The following is a 21,500-nucleotide window of genomic DNA, read 5'->3' as shown; positions in this document are numbered from 1 at the left end:
ATTGATAACTGGTTTAGGATATAATTAGATTAGAAGATACTGGTTGAAATACAGCAAAAGGAGGTGCAATCCATGGAAGTATTAAGAGAAATCATAAACAGTGACAGACTGAAGACCCTGTTTGCAGTGCCAAAGTCAATGGAAAATATGGACGTGGAGGTGATTGTGTTGCCACTTGCAGATAAAAGAAAACAGCAGAGAGATGTTGATGTGGAAGCTGCCTTAAAGAACATAACAGGGATTATCCAGGACGAAGGAATGTCTTTGGACGACTACCGGAATGAGAGGCTTGGGAAATATGCAGGTATTGATTGATACGAATGTGATATTGGACGTTTTGATGCAGCGGCCAGGGATGGAAGTATCCGGGCGGATTCTGCAGATGTCAGGGAGAGGAACCATCAGAGGTTTTCTGTCTGCGTCAGCGGTAACGGATATTTACTATATTTTAAACCGTCAGATAAAAGACCGCGCCAGAACGGTGGAGAGCATTAAGACAATATTAAGCCTGATTGAGGTGGCTGATGTGACGGGCGCTGACATAAAGGCGGCGCTGGACAGCGGCTGGAAAGATTTTGAGGATTGTGTCCAACACCAGGTAGCGGCACATAATCATGCCCGCTATATCATTACAAGGAATGTCAGGGATTACGAGGGCCAAGAGCCGCAACCGGTAACGCCGGAGGACTTTTTAAAGGATATGAATGAGTAGAAAATATGCAGGATACCTGTTTGTGAGAGCAGGTATCCTGTTTTTTCTGACATTGTTAGCTCTTGAAAAATACTCCGGGAAGGAGGCAAATCCTGGAAACATTGCGGCGCCTGACCGGATAGAGGTGCAGGAAACGGAAGAATTGACAAAAGACAGCGGGAATTATCACTCCCCAGTTCCCTTTGAGCGGTTTTGGAAGGTAAATCCAGATATTATCGGCTGGATCTCTATCGACGGGACCAATATAGATTATCCGGTTGTGCAGGCGGAAGATAATACAAAGTATTTGACGGCCAGTTATGATGGAACGGAAAATCCTGCCGGGGCTGTGTTTCTCGATTATGATTGTGAGCATGATTTTTTGGGAAAGCACAACATTATTTACGGACATAATATGAAAGATGGAAGCATGTTCCACGATCTTGTCAACTTTAAGAAGGAATCCTATTATAGGAACCATCAGATTATTACTGTCTACACTCCGGGTAAGGAAATCCACTTGCGCCCCGTCGCAGTGGTCTGCACAGAGGCGGACGGAATCAGGAGGAGAACCGATTTTTTTAATATGACAGCTTTTGATGAGTATGTGGAAACGATGTTGGAAGGAGGGCTGTATAGAGAAGAACAGGAAAGTGACATTACAAGGCTCTGGTCCTTTGTAACCTGCAGCTATGAATTTGATAATGCCAGGACTATTCTCTATGCCAGAGAATGTGGTCCATAAAAAAGTCATGCAAAAGTCTTGTTTTTTTCTAATACAGTGGACGCAGGGAAGTGCGGTTTGATATGATGAGAGTGAGATGGTGGACAAACGTTTCAAAAATCAAGCTGGAGGTGGATAAAGTGAAAAAATCAATGCGTATTACCACAGTAGCACTCATTCTGTCATGTGTGATGGCAGTTCCCGCATTTGCAGGAAAATGGGCAGGTGATGATGGCGGCTGGAGATATGTGCGGGATGACGGAAGTTACCAGGGAGACGGCTGGCTGGAGGATAAAGGGAAAATGTATTATATTTCCAACGGATATATGACATTTGGCTGGATAAAGGACAGTGGAAAGGACTATTTCATGGGGGTGACCGGAGCTATGTTAAAGGATGCAGTCACGCCTGACGGGTTTAAAGTGGGAAGTGATGGGGCATGGCTTGGCCCGGAGTCCGTTGTGGATGAGCGGAGATTTACCACCCCATATGATAATCACAGTTATTTCCTGGATGAGAATTCCCTCTCGCTGATCTATGATGCAGAAACAGATTACGCAGAAGAGCTTGGCAGATGGGATATGTCGGATATTTACATATTGGCGGCAGTCAGAGGCGTTTATCCGGTGAGCGCGCTGAATGAAAAAGAGACGGCTGTATATCAGAAAACAGCAGAGTTTCTGTCGGGATTTAACTACGGGCTGAGCGACAGGGAAAAAGCGGAACGTGTATACGAATATATCCAGGAGCGGGCTGTTTATGATACAGGAGAATTCAAACCGGATTCAGATACCATTTATGGGGTGCTGGTTCTGGGAAAATCGGAGTGTGTGGGATTTGCCAGGACGTACAAGCTGCTGAGCAATGCGGTTGGGCTGCGGTGCGGCATCAGTGATAACGCCGCCCATGCGTGGAATAGTGTGATGATTGATGGGGAATGGAAAGGAATCGATGTTTCTACAATAGGAACCTCTCCTTCATTCTATTTAGACCGGAGAAAATTTTCCTGCCCGGTTTGCGGTACCAGTTATACGTTTGGGGCGAGAGAATCGGCGTGGACCTGTCCGGTCTGTGGCATTGAGTACGATAATCCCAGTTTTTAAGTGAGCCGTAATTCTCTAATTCAGCGTCTGTAAACAATAGAATAGTGATGGAAAAACACATCCAGACAGAGGATAGCTGCCGGATGTGTTTTTTTGTGCGGAAATAAAGGAGGAGTATACATTTGAAAACAGGATATTTTCCTACAGGCAGGCGGTTGACGGCATTTCTGCTTGCGGTTGTGCTTTCATTGCTGCCAATTCTGTCGGTGGAGTTTGGCGCTTTTACAGCTTGGGCGGATGGAGAGGGAAGAGGAGAGACCTACACGTATTATGGAACGCAAAATCTTTTGAAGGAGGGAGCCAGTTTCCCGTTTTACGGCAAAGACCATAACCGGGTTGGATTATGGCCATATGGAATCACGAATGCCGGTGATTCGGGTAACAGTGCGCCGGGCTATTGTCTGGAACCGAATAAATCCATGAGAACCAGAACACAGGGGACCTTCCATTCCTATGATCTGGACAAAGATGGGGACAATCTTCCCCTGGGCCTGACCCGTGAAACCGCAGAGATTTTGTGGTATGCGCTTTCTTCCTCCGGTAATTTTGAAGGGTATCAGGAACGGGCTGGAAAGGTCAGCCAGGGCCATTACATTCTTGGACAGGCAGCCACCTGGGCCATCATGAGCGGAAACTGGAACGGGCTTGAAGATTTTAACAGTCAGATGGAGGTACTGATTGCCAATATCAAAGACCCTTCGGTGGCGGCACAGACCAGAGGGGCATTGACTCAGTTTTTCAACCAGACAAACGGAGCGGTAGAGGAAGGAGCAATCCCCGGTTTTACCTCAAAGTACCAAAGCAACGCGCCTGTCCACAAAATGGAGAAACAGGATGACGGGACTTACAGCATTACATTTGAGATTGACGGCAGCGATTGGCGCCAGACGGAACTGGAGTATGAGTTGCCCCTGACCTGGAGTTACAAAATTTCAGAAAATCAGATTACGTTCACCTGTACCGACGGGAATCCAGATATCGGATTGGTAAAAGGGCATTTCAAGGAAGGTTCCCTGGCGGCACAGTATTGGATCAAGCCCAATACATTTAAGATATGGTATCCGGACGGCTGGACAGAAGCCAGCGCCACGGAAGGAAAACAGGCCATGATTACCATGGCGGGCGAGGAGGAATCCTGGGAGGTGTGGCTTCAGTTTGGCAAAGGAGATACTACCATCACTTCCGGCCGGTATGAAATACCTTATGAAAGGCATGAGCATGAGGAGACATTTAAGCGAAACTATAAGATAGAACTGATTAAGTATGATTCGGAGACCGGAAAACCTTTGGAGAACTCGGACTTTGAAATCTTAGAGCAATTTGACTTTGGGCAGCTTGACGGGACAAACCTGGAGGAGAATCAGTTTTGGGAGGACACCCCTTTATCGGAAGGCGGGTTTGACTCTCTTTCCGTATGTGCGGACCGAATTACCACGGACCGGCAGGGGCATTTGGAGCATACAGATTTAAAAAAATATAACTATTACAAGACGTATTGTAATGGACATCCCGACCCTGTCATTGAGTATTACGAGGCAGACGGCGATGCGGATGAAGATGAGCAGGAGGAAGTTGACGCAAAGAATGAGGAACTAGAGCGGGAAGCCTGGGAGGCCTGGCAGCAGTGTGTGGACTGGTGCGAGGAGAACTGCGACTTCCATTCCCTGGATGAGGGTGTGGCCCGTGACGCTCTGGAGGAAGACCGTGATGAAGCATGGGAGACCTGGATTCATTTAGAGCGGGTCTATACGGCCAGGGAGATTAAGGCCAGGCTGGGATATATTCTCCATGATCTTCACAATGATGATATACCGGTTGAGATCGTCACCTTTTCTTCATCGGAGGCAGGCGGAACGGGGACTGTTGTAGGAACTTATCCAGGGAATAAAAAGGGAACCGAGACGGAAACATCGCTGTTGTCTACGGGTGCAAATCCGGCAACGCCGTCCGAAGTGATGGAAAAGGAAGATGCAGAGGAACCGGGAATATCCCGGCATGAGGTTCCGGTAGTGCAGGCCACGGCAACGCCATCCGAGGCAGAGAAGCCTGAAAAAGAGGAAAACGGAAAAGAGACAGAGGAAGAAACAGAAAAGGAGGCAGAAAAGGAGACAGAAGAAACCCGGGATAAGGAGGAAGCAGAAGAGGAGGTTGATTTAGAAGATACACTGGAGGAGGATATCGGGGAGGCGACACCCAGTAATGCCCGGAAAATCAAGCTGGAGTTGCTGCGCGGCGGGACATATGCGGAGGAAGATGGAGAAGGCGGAACCTGGACCTGGGACGGGGTGATGCATGATAGTGAGGTGCCGCCTGCTAACCAGGGCGATTATCCTCACTCCGACACAGGGTATCTGTTTGAGATATATGACCATCGGACAGAGGGGCAGATTCATATTAATAAAAGAGATCTGGAGCTTTATCACAAGTATCTGCCTCAAAGCATTGGAGATGATGCGGGACTGATGGGAAGCAGCCAGGAAAATACCTGGGACAGCTACGGAAAAACCCAGGGAGACGGAACACTGCAGGGCGCTGTCTATGGTCTGTATGCTTATGATGATATCGTCCATCCGGATGGCTATACCGGAACCGTGTTTGCCGCCGGCGAGCTGGTGGCCGTGGCTGCCACTGATGAGAACGGAGACGCTTCTTTTGTTGCAATTACGGAAGAATCGGATACCAGCAGGCAGGCGTCCAATCTTTATGAGGAGAATGTCACAAATAATGGAAACCAGTGGATTGGCCGTCCTCTGCTTTTGGGCAGCTATTATATAGAGGAGATTTCAAGAAGTGAGGGGTATGAGCTGTCTCGGGTGGGAATTAACCTGTCGGAGTCCAACCGTACCGGGACAACCTTTCCAATCTCTAAATCAGGCTCCGTCAGTACCACGGACTTAAACCACCGGATTAATGAGTACGATGGAAGCTGGAATGATTTCACAGTGACCTATTTTGATACGTCCGGGTATGAAATCAAGGTGTCCGGCTATCCGGAAGATACAAAATTCTACCGGGTAACGGGAGAGGAAAAACAATCGGAAGAAAAGGTGATAACCGGAACGCAGCGGATTGAAAAGCGGGATTCCAATGGTAATATCATCTATAAAACGGCTGAAGGAGGAGAGTACAAATACAATCCGGATGGAACTGTAAAGTTAAAGTTTGACGAAGAGGGAGAACCGGTCTATGAGGCGGAACCCATGGAATTTACCTACTCTGCCGTGAACCGTCTGAATCGCGGTGTAACCGCTATTGAGCGGGAAGAGGAGGGCGACCCGGATATAGAGGAGTCGGAGGAGATTGATAAGGCATATGTAAAAAAACAGTCCAATGAGGCGCTATCCTATTCCGGTTATAAGGACAGCCTGGACGGGTATCCATGGGAGATCCTAGAACTGGAGGGGGAAACCAATGAGCTGCTGATTGGTGAAATTCTGGAATACTGTGCGTCCAATCCGTTCTGGGATGCCTACCGGGTAGACCGGGTGTATGAGGAGGACGGCGTTTGGAAAGCGCTGATCCGTTATGGTTATAAGGCGCTGAGTGATACGGCAATTTATGACAGGGCGGCGGACCGTCTGGTTGTAAAAGGAAGCTGTGACTCAGGCTTTTTTTATGCCATCTATGAGGCGGACGAATTTATCCGGAACGGGTACCGGTTTACAGTGGGAAAGAAGACGGTAAAAGAGCCGGTTAAACAGGGCGAACCGTTGGTTGTGGAGTATGTATATCCCCAGACGGCCGACACGTATGAGCCAGGGGAAACCATCCTGGATACAGAAGGAAACCCGATACCGGAAATGGAAACCGTTCCTGTGTATGAGACGGTTCCTGCATTCCAGTATGAGGAGAAGCTGGAGGAGGTTGAGGCGGAGTATGACCGCTACAGTGGGCTTTACACGATATTTATTGACACTTCAGATGTGGACTGGGAGGTTCAGGGTGGCTCCCTTTCCGCTGCATACCGGGCGCAGGCTCCCGAACAGAGTATCACGGTTGAGGGCGTCCAGATGGATTACGGTGATTATGTGCGTCAGTATGAGAATGCTTCCGTCAGTGTATTTACAGAGAAGGATATGCTTTCAGAAGGCTCTTATAGAAAAGAAGCCGTTCTTTTGTATCCTGGCCAGTATCAGGTGGCTCAGGACGCGGGTACCAGGGATGACCCGGTGATTGTCACCCAGAGAGTAATCAAGCAGGCCATCAAAGTGACAAAGGATATTGCAGAGGATTCCTACAAGGATACCAATACCTATAAAATCCACAGAGATCCGTTCACCGTACTCTTTGGTGGATTTAACAACCGCCCGGAGGCCAAAACCGTACCGGGCTTTTCCTTTAAACTGTATCTTCGGTCAGATTTGCTGAAAACAGGCTTTTTAAACGAGACAGGGAACGGAATCTATGATTACGAAACTTTTTTCAAAGAGAATCCGGAACTGGGGGAGCAGCTTGCTGTGGAGTGGGATGATCCCCGCTACGATGTGGACCATGACCCTAAAACATTACATGCCAGCCGGGGCGGCGGGAAGGACGATTACTGGGGCCAGAGTATCATGCTGCCCTATGGCGTGTATGTGCTGGTGGAGCAGCAGCCCACGGAGATTCCCGGCAAGCACTATGAGATTGACAAGCCAAAGGAAGTGGAGCTGCCATTTGTCCCGGAGATGGATGGTGACGGGACTGTCCACGATAAAAACCCATCCCCGGAATATTTTTATGACGCGGAAATGACGCTGGAAGAACTGATGGAACAATACTTCATACGCTTTAATGAGGAGACACATACCATTAAGGCGCATAACAATGATGGAGATTTCCTGGTGTTTAAATACGGTTTGGAACCGGACAGCGTAAGGGATTGCGGGAATGAGACGGTAGCCGGGTATTACCGCTATAAGAGTATCAGTGAGGATCACGGACAGCAGGACGGTGTTTATTACGATGTTTACCTGGACAGGGACGGAAATGTGGCGGATTACGGAGTGACCCTTGACGGTGTGGACACCATGACCGGAATCTCCACTGCCATAGACCGGAAGTATGCCAAGGCACTGGTTCCCTGGAGTGTGTTAGACCCCAGGTACGGGGAAATCATTAATGACGACGGGGATATTGGAAACCGGGAGCCGGGACTGGAGCATGACGGTTCCTTTAATTTTGTCAGTTTTGCCAACATGGATTTTGAAAATGAGTTTTACGGTTCCCGAATCCGCATTGAAAAACTGGACGGTGAAACGGGCGAAAACATCCTGCACGACGGCGCGCTGTTTAAAATCTATGCCGCAAAGCGTGATGTGAGCGGTACTGGAACCAGCGGAGTGGAAGGAACCGGGGATGTCATGTTTGATGAAACCGGGATGCCGCTTTATGATGAGTCGGAGCAGATTATCATGCGCGATGAAACCGGGGCGGAGGTTGGGATATTTAAAGCATACAGCACGGTCCGGGATGGGGAGGCAGAGCAGGAGGACGGCAGCCTGATGAATAAGAAGCAGTGTGTCGGTTATATTGAGCTGCCCCAAATGCTGGGCGCCGGATGTTATGTCCTGGTGGAACAAAATCCCCCGGAGGGCTATGTGCGCTCCAAACCCATTGCGATTGAGGTCTATTCCAATCAGGTAGAGTATTATGAGGACGGGGACCAAGGGAAAAGAGTACCTGCGGTCAAGTACCAGTATGTGAAAGCCATTGGAAAAGACGGGAAACCGGTGATGGAGGATATGCACCAGATGGTGGTGAAGGACCAGCCAATCCATGTGGAAATCCATAAGGTAGAGCAGGGGTCTGATACTATTACCTACCGGGTTCAGGGCGATGAGGAGCAGTTGAAGAAGAGAGGTGATGTTCTTCTCTATTATTGGCCGAATGGTGAGTATGCCGGGTATGGCTACGCCACGAAGACCTATGATGAGTGGTCGGCTGTCACGGTATCCGGGACAGAGGAAGAGCTAAAGCAGATGGACGATGTACGGCTTTTTTATCAGGAGGATGGCACCTTTACAGGGAAGGGAATCCGATACAGCACATACGTTGGAAATGCAACACTTACGATGTACCAGGGACTCCAGGTAGAAAAGACCAGGGAACATGAGTACAAAGGGGTTACGGTAAAGCGCAATATGTTTGATTCGGTCCTTGGGATTTCGGCAAGCGAAACCGGAACTGACACCGATATCCGGATTACCGGGCAGGACGTCCAGACAAACGACATCTGGGATATTACAGAGGAAAAGAACCCAGATGTATCACTATGGTATTTTGATTTGGAGTATGACCTCACCGAGTATGATGAGGCAAGCGGCACCCTGTATGGGCTGGATGACTGGGGGAACCGAATCTGTATGCTGGATTCCGAGACCGGTATGGCGTATGTGGAAGATGAGAAAGGGAATATCATCGTGTGGCCCCTTGATAAAAACGGAAATAAAATCATTTCCCAGTCAGTGGAGGTCCACAGGGACGAAGATGGAAAGGAGACGATAAATTCAGACCTGGAATCGGTTGTTGATGAGAACGGCCTGCCCATCTATTATAAAAATGGCGGGGTGACCATGGCAGACAATGAATGGGTAACATCGGCGGAGAAACAGGCCCATGAGATTGCCAGGGTGCCGGCGGGGGCATATATACTGGAGGAAACCGTGGTGCCGTCTTCAGTAGGCTATGTCCAGACACTGCCTATTGGTATGCTGGTAAACGAAACGTCAGAAACACAGTCGTTCTATCTGGAGAATGACTTTACAAAAATCGAGATATCCAAACTGGATATGACAACGAGGAAAGAGGTGGAAGGAGCGGAACTGACGCTCTATGTGGCCCATAAGGTTTATGATGATACTGATAAAGGCTGGCATTTGGAAATCACCAGAGATTTGGAGGGAAATGCCAGAATCCAGAAGCAGTGGATATCCGGTTATGAATATGACGACTGCGGAAATCTAAAGCTGGATGGGAATAACAACCCATCAAAGACGACGAAGCCCCACTGGATTGATCATATTGAGCCTGGCGATTATATCTTGAGGGAGACGAGGACGCCTACGGAGGCGGGATATGTGACTTCCAGTGATGTGGAGGTCACCATTCTGGAAACAGGGGAGGTGCAGGGGGCGGTCATGGAAGATGACCATACCGCAGTTGAGATCCTTAAAACAGATTCCAGAACCGGGAAGGCTCTCGGCAATGAGAACCCGGCGGTGCTCGCACTTTATCCGGCGGTGCTGGGTGAAAAGGGGGAGCCGGAATATGATGAGAACGGGCAAATCCGCTACAATCCGGAGAAACCGTTTTATAGGTGGACCACCGATGACGGAAGCGAGGTCCGAAAGACAGCGCATCTGGTGGAGACAGAGGGAGGGCATAGTTATATTGCTTATGACTATGACATAAAACCGGTTCCCGGAAGTGTCCAGACCGTGTGCTATGTGACGGAGACCGGGGCCATGCATTTTGACTATATGCCGGTGGGCAAATACGTGCTGGCAGAGGACAGCGTACCGTCCGGCATGAAAAAAGCCGACCCTGTTTATATTCCTGTTTTAGACGTTGGTTCGGAAACCAGGACCCAGAATTTTACCATGATAAATGAACCGATTACGGTTCTTTTTTTAAAGACCAGTGTTCCGGGAGGAAAAGTTATCGCAGGAGCCAGGCTGGCTGTTTACCGGGCGGCAGAGGATGGGAGCCTGACAAAGCATAACCGTTATGATGAGGAGGGAAATCAGCTTTTCATCACAGATACTGACGGGAATTTCATTTATGATAAGGATGGAAATCTGATTCCTTCTGTGGACTATGAGGAAAGCGATCTCGTGGAGACCTGGATATCCGGTTCTGATGGAGTATATACGGAACAGGAGCAAAAAGAAGGTCAGATACCGGACGGATTTGCAGCAGGTGATTTGAAGCCGCACAAGATAGAGGCCCTGCCCCAGGGGACTTATTATCTGGTAGAGCAGCAGACCCCATTCGGCTATGTCAGGGCGGAGGAGATAAGGTTTGAATCCGTGGAGAGCAGGAAAGTCATTGAGATTGAGATGGTTGATAAGAGTATCAGGGGACGGCTGGAAATTACAAAGACCGATGCGGAAAAGCCGGACAAACCACTGGCGGGTGCGGCGTTTAAGGTCACAAATGTAGATAAGAATACAGCCACAATCCTGATTACGGATAAAAATGGGTATGTGGGAAGCAGTGATATGCCAATCGGTGAGGTTAGCGCAGACGGCTCTGTGAGCTTATATACATTTAAGGTGCAGGAGGTAAGCGCACCGGACGGATATTTGATAGATCCGTCTGTCCACACATTCCAGTTCAATGTAAAAACGGACCGGTTGGAGGTTATCACGTACCGGTATGGGGTGACGGACCAGGCTAATTCTGTTGAGATATCCAAAAAGGACTTAACCTCAAAGGAAGAAGTCCCGGGCGCGCTGCTGGAAATCCGACCGGTCCGTATCACCGCGGACGAATCAGGAAATGAGATAAAAGAGGAAGGAGAAGTATTTGAAAGCTGGAGGTCTTCCACGATTCCGCATGTAATCAAGAACATACCGGCAGGACATTATGTGCTCATTGAGAGGGAAGTGCCAGACGGATATCTGCAGGCCGAGAAAGTCTATTTTGAAATCAAGGAGAATATGACGGCGCCGGGACATGTGGAGATGTTTGATGAACATATCACGGTGGATATTGAGAAGCTGGATCAGGATACGGAGGACTTCCTTCCTGGGGCCAGACTGCAGATGATTGAAAAGAAGAGCGGTCATGTGGTGAGGGCGTGGACGTCTGGTGAAAAGCCGGAACGTTTTACCGCTCTGCCTGCCGGGATATATGAAATCCGGGAATTGGAAAGTCCGGAAGGTTACCAGGTGATGGAGCCGGTGGAAATTACAGTTTTACCCACCGCAGAGGTGCAGACCTTTACTGTCCGGAACTATCCGATTCAGGTAGTGATTGAAAAGGTGGACAAGGAGACCAGGGAGTATGTAAGCGGGGTAAGACTGGAACTGCTCAATGAGGCAAAAGAGGTGGTGAGCAAGTGGGTAACAGGAAGTGAACCAATGGTATTTACCGGTCTGCGTGCGGGGGTCTATTACATAAGAGAAGCGGAGGCCGCAGATGGATACCAGCTTTTACAGGAACTAATAAAGATTGTAGTTACGGATACCGCCGGGGTACAGACATTCCAGATTGAGAACCAGAAGATAGAGGTGGAGATTGAGAAGGTGGACGGAGAAAACGGCCAGCCCCTTTCTGGGGCGAAGCTGGAGCTTGTGTGTCTGCCGGAGGGGGAAGTAATCAGGCAGTGGGTGTCCGCCGGCACACCGGAGGTGTTTCAAGGAATCTCCGCCGGACGCTATCTGATCCGCGAAGTGGAATCTCCGGACGCCTATTTAAACATGCCGCCTATGGAAATACAGGTTACGGACCAGGAGGGCATACAGAAATTCACGTTTCAAAATTTCCCGATTCAGGCAGAGATTGAGAAGGTGGACGGAGAAAGCCATGAGCCGGTTGTGGGAGTGGTGTTAAAGCTTGTGAAAGAGGACGGCGCCGTAATCCGTGAGTGGACGACAGACGGGAAACCGGAACAATTCTCGAAACTGGAAGCAGGGGACTATCTGATTTATGAGACCAGTGAAGTGGAGGGCTACCAACAGCTTAAGGAGCCGGTGAGGATTACGGTGACAAAGGATTATAAAGTCCAGGTATTTACGGTTGAAAACCATAAGATTGAGGTCAACATAGAGAAACTGGAACAAGAAACAAAAGAACCGGTGGTTGGAGCGGTGCTGCAGTTAATCAGGAACCGGGATGATGTGCTGATGAGGGAATGGGTATCCGGAATGGAACCAGAGCATTTCACCGGCCTGGAAAAGGGCTTTTATACCATAAAGGAAGTCCGGGCGGCAGAGGGGTACCTGCTTTTGCCGGAGCCTGTTATCATTGAAGTTACAAGTGACGCCGGGGTGCAGAACTTTAAAGTCCTCAACCGGAAATTGGAGGTGGACATCCAGAAGACAGACGGGGAAAAACCGCTTCCAGGCACGAAGCTGCGGCTGATACGCGCAGATAATCAGGAAATCATACGGGACTGGACATCAGGGGAACTGGCGGAGGTCTTTAAGGGGCTGCTTCCTGGGTTATATGAAATCCATGAGTTGGAGCCGCTGCCGGGGTACCAGTCAGCGCCGCCAATTACGATTGAGGTAAAGGCAGGGCTGGAGAAACAGTATTTTGAGATGGAGAACCAACGGATTGAAGTACATGTGGAAAAGGTGGATTCAGAAACGAAAGAGCCTGTGGCCGGAGCCGTGCTGCAGCTTTATTCCAATCCGGGGAAGTCTGAGAAGCTGGTTGAGGAGTGGCTGACGGATGGAACGGTAAAAACATTTACAGGGCTTCTGGCGGGCAGCTATGAAATCCGTGAAAAGAGCAGCCCTGACGGGTATGCCACAATGAAGCCGATAAAGTTTCAGGTGACAAATCAGCCGGGTATCCAGTTGATTACCGCTGAAAACCAGAAAATCCAGGTGGAAGTCAGCAAGCAGAATGGAAAAGATCATAGGCCGGTGGCTGGTGCAAAGCTGCAGATGGTGCGGGAGGCTGACGGTCAGATTATCCGGGAGTGGGTTTCAGATAAGAAGCCGGAAGCCTTTAAGGGGCTGGCGCCGGGCCGCTATGTAATCCGGGAGGTAGAGGCTCCCGCAGGATACAAGAAAATGGAGCCTGCCACCATCGAGGTGAAAGACCAGATGGGGATACAGGACATTGTGGTCTACAACTATGAAATCAAACATACGCCGGACCATCCGGGCGGAGGCGATGAAAAACCCCATGATGAGTACGGCAGTATTTCCAAAGTCGATGCGACCACCGGGGAGAGAATTGCCGGCGCTGCCATTACCATCTATCAGCAGGACGGCAGCGTTTACTTTACCGGCGTGTCCGACCGGAACGGAAATGTGCGCTTTAAGAAGCCAAAGCCGGGAGTCTATACTTTTAAAGAGACAGCGGGGCCGGAGAATTACTATGTGAATACGACGGTCTTCCAGTTCACGGTGGAGGAGGATGGCAGGATTGTCGGGGACAACACAGTGAAGGATTATAAGAAAATGCCGGTTGTGATACAGAAGGTGGATATGGAAACAGGAGCCGGGCTTGCCGGGGCGGTAATCCGGATTCTGGATCATGCCGGGAATGTGGTAATAGAAGGGACAACGGACCGTGAAGGAAAGATTTCCTTCCTGCCGGAAGAACCCGGAAAATACCAGTACCAGGAAGTGATTCCGCCGGAAACCTACGAGCGTAACCCGGCGGTATTTACATTCCAGGTATTCGAGGACGGCAGCGTGATTGGGGACTGTGTATTAAAGAACAGCAGACATTACGGAACCATAACGGCAGAGTACCAGTCAAAGCTGGGAGGAAAGGGGGAAGTTGTGTTGAAAGGACTGGAAGACCTTCCGAAAACCGGTTACGGGGAGGAAGAATCCCATCATGAGGCAGAGATAGCTCTGCTTTTACTTGCTGTCGCTATGATGGCGCTGGCACTGAGGAAACGCCGCCTGATGAAGACGGGCTGTATGGCGTTGCTGGTGGTGCTTTTGCTGGCAGGAAACAGCCGGGAGGCATATGCGGCGGAGGAGGTGTACCGGGAAGAACAGTATGTCACGACTGACAGGGACGAGAAGCGGAATGATTTTGTCCAGGATATCACAGTGGATGGGGTTTCTTACCGTTTAAAGGAGGTACATCATGAAATTCTTGGGCAGCGCCCGGCAGAACCTTCCGGCAAGGAACGGATCACCGTTTACAGCGATGCTTTTTTAGAGGATACGGACGAAAAACTGATTCCCGCACAGGAGATTGTGCGGGACGGCCGCATCTATGAACTGCAGGGATATACGAAAGAGAAAACCGTGATACCGGCCCATGAGGAACTGGCGGAGGACACGGTGTTTTATGAGGCAGTGGAAGCAATGGATACCGTACCGGAGAATGTGCCAATCACGGTGACGGACGAAAGAACCGGACAGCAGACAGAACGAAGGGTTCCTCTTTCCGGGTATACGTTTTCAGACCGCAGGTGGGAGGACGGATTTGAATTCCGTGTAGTGTTCCATGAATATGGGACACCGGGGTATCATTTGGGGGACATGATTGTCCCCCACAACGATGAGACGCCGGAACTGGCAGGCCATGAGGAAGAATTGCTGCAGCTGTTGGGGCTTGATAAAAAGAATTATGAAATCCAAAAGATGGAGTGGGCTGGCGATGCCTATCAGGACACGGAAGGAATCACCTGCCGGGACGCCCTTATTTCGGGCCGTAAAATGATTGCTGACTGCAGCGCTGTCTATGGCGGCAGTGTCGTGTTTGAGGAGGAAGACGGATTCCGGTATGAGGCAGAATATCTGGCAAGAGACTTCCTGAAAAAGCAGGAGGTCGAGTATCAGGTAAAAGCAACCGCCATCTATACGCCCCAGGAGACGTCTAAGGTGCCGGTGGCTCTTATTGGCGCTGGAACCGCATTTGCGGCCTCGGCGGGTGCCGGTGGTATATATCAGGTTAAGAGAAGAAAGAAAGTCAGGAGCAAAAAAGAAGTTAAAAAAAGTTAGAAATACGGTTCACCTGGGCATGTCTGTTTTATTACACTTAATTCATAGCCAATATGGAATGGAAGGAGTCAGGATATGAAATTGATGTGTAATAAAAAGAATGGGAGAAGCAAGAAACGGCAGCCGGACGTGATCTGTCCGTACTGCGGCCGGCGTGCCGTGCTTCGTCCTGCGGAATATGTATATGGCAGCCACACCATCGTGCATGGGAGCCGGCTGTATGTATGCAGCAATTATCCGGACCGGTGTGATGCCTATGTCAGTGTCCATGAAGGGAGCAGCATCCCCAAAGGGATACTGGCTGATGGAAATCTGAGAAACAAACGGATACGGGCTCACAGAGCGTTTGACCGGCTATGGAAAAGCCGTCTGATGACGCGAAGCGAGGCGTATGACTGGCTGGCTTTTAAACTGGAGATTGAGCCGGAGGAGGCTCATATTGGTAACTTTTCAGACTATTATTGTGAGCAGACCATAGCAGAGTGTGAGAAGTTCTGGAATGGCTGCTGTAAGAAGACAGCGGCATAGAGATTAGAGAGAGGAGGCGAATGGGTGCGTTTAGAAGCAGATGAGGAGGAGATGTATACGAGGATGGACCGGCGTGATCTGTACCGCCGGTTTTCTGCAATTCTTGCGGCGGCAGGGGTGGTATTCCTGATTCTGATTGCAGCAGGATACCGGAGCTGGCAGATGATTTATTTTGCGCTGGTATCCATAGCCGGAGGATTGGCGCTGTTTGCCTGTTACAGGAATAAGGATCAGTATGTGATGGATATGTCGGGCTGCTTTTTGGAAATTAGAGAGGGGATTCTTACGGTTTGCCAGCCCTTGAGGGCGCAGGAATATGAGACTGCAAAGATAGACAGTACCGAGGTGGGAGGGCTTGCGGAGGAAAAGAAGAGCGGGCGCCCACGGTTTTATGTAATGCTGCAAGAGAATAGCAGAAACAGCAGGATTACAGCGGGCGGAAACTCTTACATGACCATACGGGTTGAGTCTTTTGGGTATGACGGTGAGAAATTCCGGACCTTGTTTTTAAACTTCCGCGATGAAGTTTCCAAAGGTCTTGAGGTTTCACCTTTAAAAATCCCGGTGGATAAAAAATGGAGAAAGCGGATGCAGTTTCCTTTTCCGGTTTTGTATTTGCTTCTCTATTTTGTACCTGTGGCAGTTTTGCTTTTATCTTATTATTAGGAGGAAAAATATGCAGATTTTCAGTGCGGTTGGAAAGAAAACATTGGGTAAAAAGGGAAGATTTGTAGTGGAGGCTGCCGGTGAGGAGTATTACCTGGTGAATATGGAGGTATATGTCTGGTCGGCGCTGCTTTGGAATTTTGTTGAAAAAGAAAATCTCGACCGCTATGTATTAAGCCTGATGGGACAGGTGAAAGGCCATGAGGAGACGGATCAGCTGCAAAGAACCGTGAAAAGCAGTGAGATACAATACTGCGTCAGCCGTCTGTTAAGGCGGGGGCTGTTGGTATGCGGTGAGGGAGACAGCCCGGAAGCCGCTGTGGTGGATTTATTGTTAAAAGTATTCGTTACCCCTAACCGCCTGACATTTTCACTGCGTTTCCGGGCATTCTGTATGGGGCTGTCTCATGGATTTTCTGTTAAAGGAGCGTTTTCAGGAATTTATATGAATGAAAACGAACGGCTTCTGCTGGGAAAACTGTCACAGTCGGGCAATCTGTCCTTGCAGTTGGAGGATCTGTACCGGGTTCTGGAGGATAACGCAAAGTGGACCTTCCGTCTGTTGCCTGAATACCAGGAACTTAGGGAAACAATTAAGCTGGATTTTCTCCTGTCCGTTGTGCAGCTCTATAAGAAAAAGCGGCTGACTATCCAGAGTATTCAGGAAAGCGTGATGAGAGGGGCTGTTTGTTTATGAGGAAAGTCAGAACGTGGATACAGGGACATCTGACAGCGCTTTTTAATGAATGGTCCGGCGCACCGGAGATTTTAAGGAATAGGGTCTGCTGCCTGGCCGGACTGGCACTTGTTATTTTTAGTGTTGGCGTCTATGCAGGAATTCGGTATCATGCAAGGGATTTCTTTGTGCTGTCGGGCTGCCTGTCCCTGGCTGTTATATGGAAACTGTACGGTCTGGTCATTGTGGTGTTAAAAAGAAATTACTGTGCGGTTGAAGGAACTGTCCTGAAAGCGCAAAGCCGATATAAACCGGGCAGATTTTATCGCGTGACGCTATTGAGGGAAAATCAGACCACTGAGATAATGCTGCTGGATAAAAACTGGCGCGTTGAGGAAGGCGGGACATATCGGTTCTTTTTTCAGCCAGGAATAGGAAAACTGGGAGCATACTTGAATACAGATAGTTTTCTGGGGGTGGAGAAAACCGACAAAAAATATGACAACAATATGTAGACTAAAATATTTGACACAAACTATATATTGTGGTAATGTATAACTGATAGTGATTTTATATGTTTCCCAAACATATCAAAGATTTTGTCCCGGTAAGAACCGGGAGCATGATGATTGAGGCAGTTGCCTGATGCGAAAGCCGGACCAGAAATGGTTCGTTTAGAAAGACCCAAAAAGACGAGTAGATTATCTTTTTGGGTCTTTTTTTGTGCTTTAAGAAGAACGAAAGGAGAGAAAGAGATGGTTGGTACACAGATTTTATGGAAAAATGCAGATTTATTGAGTATTGACGAATTGGTTGAGTTAGCCGGATATGGTCTGGAATGGATTATTGAAGACGGCCATGTCACAGCTGCAGTGTTGCTGGAAGAAGCCAGCTAGAAAGGAGAAGGAATGAATTATCAGGATGATTTTTCGATTAATTTCACAAAGGAGGATCAGCTGCATGGGTTTCTGGAGGAACTGGAGGAACGGGCTGGCTGGGACGTCAGGCCCAGCAGTTCCATACGTGTATTACCCGCAGAAGAAAATGAGTGTTTGTGCCAGAGGATTACAGAAGAACTGGAGGAAAAGGGGATTATTCCGGATACCTGCCGGAATACAGGACTTTTGCTCAAGATGGGAAGATCCGTTTATCCGCTGGGAAGGTCCAGCCTGGCTACCTTAAAGAGCAGGGCAAGAGTGAATGGAAATGCACTGTCAGATTTGGAGAAACCGAAGCTTGCCAGGATTTTAAATGACTGTCTGAAGGTCACGAAAGGCGATGCCCTTATCCGGATTCAGGAAGGCAAAGTGAGGGCTGTCCATGGCGGGGACGAGAGCGACTACTGTATCCTGCCGATGACCGAGATTTTTGGCACTGCGTCGTCCTATATTAACGGGAAATATGATGAGGCAACGTTTAAGGCCGGATACTACGATCATACCATGACCACAGCCACCTGGGAGATTGAGGACGATGAACTGGTATCCTCTTACCGGAAAGCGTTAAAGAATTACCGGGAGGATTTAAACGACCAGCTGTCAGCCGCAGTTAGAATTTCAACATCAGACGTGGGAGCCAGTGGCGCAAATATCTATTATTCTCTGCTGGTTGGTGAAGATAAGCGCCCGCTGGTGCTTGGAAAGGCATTGAAGCTGGCGCATGAGAAGAAGGCGTCCATGGCAGAATTTGATGCTAATATGTCCATGGCATTTGCCAGGTATGAGGAAGCGCTTGCTGGGGTTGAGCGGTTATTCCATATTTATCTGAATCACCCGGTTAATGTGATTTCCGGGCTGATGGAGCGGGTAAAATAGGAAAAAAATTGATTACGGAAACTGTGGAGCAGTTGGAACCTATATGGGCGGAGCCTGCAGCAGCTATGATGTGTACTGTGCTATTTGTACCAGTATCTTTTGTCGGAGGTTAATGGCGTTCAGGGAAAGGCTTTGGCAGATTTGGAAGAGTCTGTTTCCAGGTGTTTGACGCTGCGGTGGAGCGATTACGATATTCCGGGAGATTTAAAATAGGAACCAGCGAGGAGGTGAAAATACTTGCTGAATTTAAACTATGAACCAGAGGTTTTCGTGGAAGACATCACAAAAATTTCAGAGGAACAATGACTGGGGTACCGCAGGTGCGGAATCGGGGGCAGTGACGTAGCCAGTATTTACCGGGTTTCGCCGTGGAAGACAGCCAATGAACTGTATCATGAGAAGCTGGGACACCAGCCGGTTGTGGAGGAAGAACGCAACTGGGTCAGCCTGGAAATCGGACATCGGCTGGAGGAACTGGTGGTTCAGATTTTTATGAAGAAAACCGGGCTGAAACCGTATGCGGTAAGAAAAATGTTCCGCCATCCGTTGTATCCGTTTATGGTAAGCGATGTGGATTTCTTTGTGGAGAAGGATGGGAAGATATGGATTGTCGAGTGCAAAACCTCTTTCGGCTTCAAGAAAGATGAGTGGGACAATGATTCCATCCCTTATCATTACATGCTGCAGGGGATGCATTATATGAGCGTCACCAATGTGGCGGGGGTGATATTCCTTTGCCTTTTCGGCAATTCCGAGAACACATTTTTCATCAGAACCTTAACCAGGGATTTGGAATTAGAAGAGGAAATGATTGAACTGGAACGGGATTTCTGGGTAAATTACGTTAAGGCCGGCCGGGAACCGGAGTTCTATGAAGAACCTGATCTGGTATTGGCGGCCATTAAAAAATACCGGAGGATTGAACCTGGCAAAACGATTGTGCTTCCTGGGGAGCTGGAAGATGTGATGAAAAAATATGTACAGCTTGACGCAAAACGGGCAGAACTGGAGAGCCAGGCAAGGGAGGTAAAGGAACAGATTAAGGAGATTTATGTTCCGGTGCAGAGAGCGCTTGGACAGGCAGAAGGAGGGGAACTGAATACCGGTAATATTATTTACCGTGTGGGTTATACGAAAAGAATGACAACGTCAATTAACAAAGCGGAGTTGGAGAAGTTGAAGCTTACATATCCTGATGTTTATCAGGAATATGCAAAGACAAACGTTTCCAGCATTTTTTTTATTAAGAAGGAAGAAAAGCCGGCATGAAAAAACAGTGGGATAAAGAGTTTATTGCGTTGTTTAACCGTTTAATCGGTAAACGTTCTAACTGGGAGGTATGGAATGATTTTCTTACCATGGCCGCGATTGCCTTTGCAAATGTGATGCCGACGTATGAACGGGATGAAAGGGAACAGCGGTATCTGTCTGTGATATGCTCTTATGATAAAGAGGAGCAGGAAATTTTTCCCCAGCTTTTAAGCGTGCTAACTTTGGCATTGGAGGAGAATCCGAAGCAGGACTTCCTGGGAAATCTTTATATATCACTGAACTTAAACCAACATCAGAAGGGGCAGTTCTTTACACCATATCATATCTGTGAGTTTATGGCAGAGGTTCAGATTGGTGAAGACCTACAGGCAGAAGTGGAGAAAAAAGGATTTATATCAGTTAGTGATCCGGCCTGTGGTGCAGGAGCTCTGCTAATTGCATTTGCCAATTCTGCCAGGGAACATGGATTTAATTATCAGGAAAAAGTGCTGTTCGTAGCACAGGATATTGATGCAACAGCGGCAAAGATGTGCTATATCCAATTATCCCTTTTGGGCTGTTCGGCCTGTGTCATAATTGGGGATTCGTTAGTAAAGCCCGGATTTCATCCGGATAATGAGGTCTATTATACGCCAATGTACTACATGAATGCCTGGCGATTTTGCGAAAAGAGCGAGGACAAAGAGATATCCGCTGATGAGACAATCACGGAAACGGTCGATGAAAACGTCAGTGATGCCGTTATTGAGGCAGCCGTCAGTAATCCAACAGTAGATGTAGAAGAAATCCGTGAGGCTTTCCAGGAAGATGTGAACGGTCAGTTCAGTTTTGGCTTCCTAAGTGCCTCATAAGCAAACAAATGAAGGAGGATTGGCATGACATTGCAAGAAAAGTTTGTGGGAATACGCAAAGCGATTCCTGCATTAGTAAAACGCAGGTACAATGAGAATGTTGACTATGACTTTCTCAAAATAGATGATATCTACCGCTTTTTGACTCCGGCCATGAATGAGCTTGGGGTCAATTTTGATATTGTGGAAGAAACGGCTACCAATACCGACGAAAATGGAAATCAGGTCTTTGTCCGTTATATTTCGGGGGTAAATTATTGGCTGTACGAGGAGGATTTAACGTTACGCTGGACCAATGTGGAGGACCCGCAGGATTTTGAGGAAGTAAAAATCCATGCGATTGGGACCAATGATATGCCGGACAAAGCAAAAGGAAGTGCCCTCACGTACTCACTCAAGTATTATTTTTTTAATAAATTTACAATTGACCAGGGCGGTGATGATCCTGATATGCAGGCCGCTGGTGATGATGAGCAGAACGGGGCTGACGGAAATCACGAGGCGGAAAGTGAACCTTCCACAGCGCAGGAGACACAGACGCCGGCGCCT

The 21,500-nt window shown here is 48.6% G+C and carries 14 protein-coding genes; all 14 read left to right on the top strand.

Translation table 11 applies throughout. The annotated features are described in order from the left end of the window. Window positions 1-72: 72 nt before the first annotated feature. The gene (locus ACLTD4_RS01805; RefSeq protein WP_278836650.1) at window positions 73-315 is read left to right on the top strand and encodes a hypothetical protein; all 243 of its coding nucleotides are present in this window, start codon (window positions 73-75) and stop codon (window positions 313-315) included. Further along, window positions 299-712: a PIN domain-containing protein gene (locus tag ACLTD4_RS01800; RefSeq protein WP_278836649.1), complete on the top strand. Its 414-nt coding sequence runs from the start codon at window positions 299-301 to the stop codon at window positions 710-712. The genes ACLTD4_RS01805 and ACLTD4_RS01800 overlap by 17 nt, the downstream gene beginning before the upstream one ends. Continuing rightward, window positions 705-1,436, top strand: a complete 732-nt coding sequence (gene srtB / locus ACLTD4_RS01795) for a class B sortase (RefSeq protein ID WP_278836647.1) — start codon at window positions 705-707, stop codon at window positions 1,434-1,436. Before ACLTD4_RS01800 ends, srtB begins: the two co-directional genes overlap by 8 nt. A 62-nt stretch (window positions 1,437-1,498) precedes the next feature. Beyond that, complete coding sequence (locus tag ACLTD4_RS01790; protein ID WP_278836645.1) at window positions 1,499-2,518, top strand: transglutaminase domain-containing protein; 1,020 nt, start codon at window positions 1,499-1,501, stop codon at window positions 2,516-2,518. A 122-nt stretch (window positions 2,519-2,640) separates the two neighbouring features. Continuing rightward, window positions 2,641-15,144, top strand: coding sequence for a collagen binding domain-containing protein (locus ACLTD4_RS01785; protein WP_412331086.1), 12,504 nt, complete (start codon window positions 2,641-2,643; stop codon window positions 15,142-15,144). Window positions 15,145-15,219: 75 nt separating this feature from the next. Beyond that, window positions 15,220-15,672, top strand: coding sequence for a zinc-finger-containing protein (locus tag ACLTD4_RS01780; protein WP_278836642.1), 453 nt, complete (start codon window positions 15,220-15,222; stop codon window positions 15,670-15,672). Window positions 15,673-15,696: 24 nt separating this feature from the next. After that, window positions 15,697-16,338 (top strand): hypothetical protein, encoded by a 642-nt coding sequence (locus ACLTD4_RS01775; protein WP_278836641.1) that lies wholly within the window; start codon window positions 15,697-15,699, stop codon window positions 16,336-16,338. Between the two features lie 10 nt (window positions 16,339-16,348). Continuing rightward, a complete protein-coding gene (locus ACLTD4_RS01770) occupies window positions 16,349-17,035 on the top strand; it encodes a hypothetical protein (protein ID WP_278836639.1) in 687 nt (228 codons plus the stop codon). Beyond that, window positions 17,032-17,529: a hypothetical protein gene (locus ACLTD4_RS01765; protein WP_278836638.1), complete on the top strand. Its 498-nt coding sequence runs from the start codon at window positions 17,032-17,034 to the stop codon at window positions 17,527-17,529. The genes ACLTD4_RS01770 and ACLTD4_RS01765 overlap by 4 nt, the downstream gene beginning before the upstream one ends. 114 nt (window positions 17,530-17,643) lie before the next feature. Further along, window positions 17,644-17,910: a hypothetical protein gene (locus ACLTD4_RS01760; protein WP_412331085.1), complete on the top strand. Its 267-nt coding sequence runs from the start codon at window positions 17,644-17,646 to the stop codon at window positions 17,908-17,910. Between the two features lie 12 nt (window positions 17,911-17,922). Beyond that, window positions 17,923-18,828 carry an endonuclease III gene (locus tag ACLTD4_RS01755; protein WP_412331084.1) on the top strand — a complete coding sequence of 302 codons (906 nt, stop codon included), beginning with the start codon at window positions 17,923-17,925 and terminating at the stop codon, window positions 18,826-18,828. Window positions 18,829-19,134: 306 nt separating this feature from the next. Next, a complete protein-coding gene (locus ACLTD4_RS01750) occupies window positions 19,135-20,097 on the top strand; it encodes a YqaJ viral recombinase family protein (RefSeq protein WP_278836711.1) in 963 nt (320 codons plus the stop codon). Continuing rightward, the gene (locus ACLTD4_RS01745) at window positions 20,094-20,951 is read left to right on the top strand and encodes an N-6 DNA methylase (protein ID WP_278836634.1); all 858 of its coding nucleotides are present in this window, start codon (window positions 20,094-20,096) and stop codon (window positions 20,949-20,951) included. Before ACLTD4_RS01750 ends, ACLTD4_RS01745 begins: the two co-directional genes overlap by 4 nt. Before the next feature lie 24 nt (window positions 20,952-20,975). Then, window positions 20,976-21,500: ERF family protein (locus ACLTD4_RS01740; protein ID WP_412331083.1), on the top strand; the 525-nt coding region annotated here is incomplete at its 3' end.

It is taken from the genome of Hungatella sp., assembly GCF_046966825.1.
This window is presented reverse-complemented; position numbering and strand designations above follow the sequence as displayed.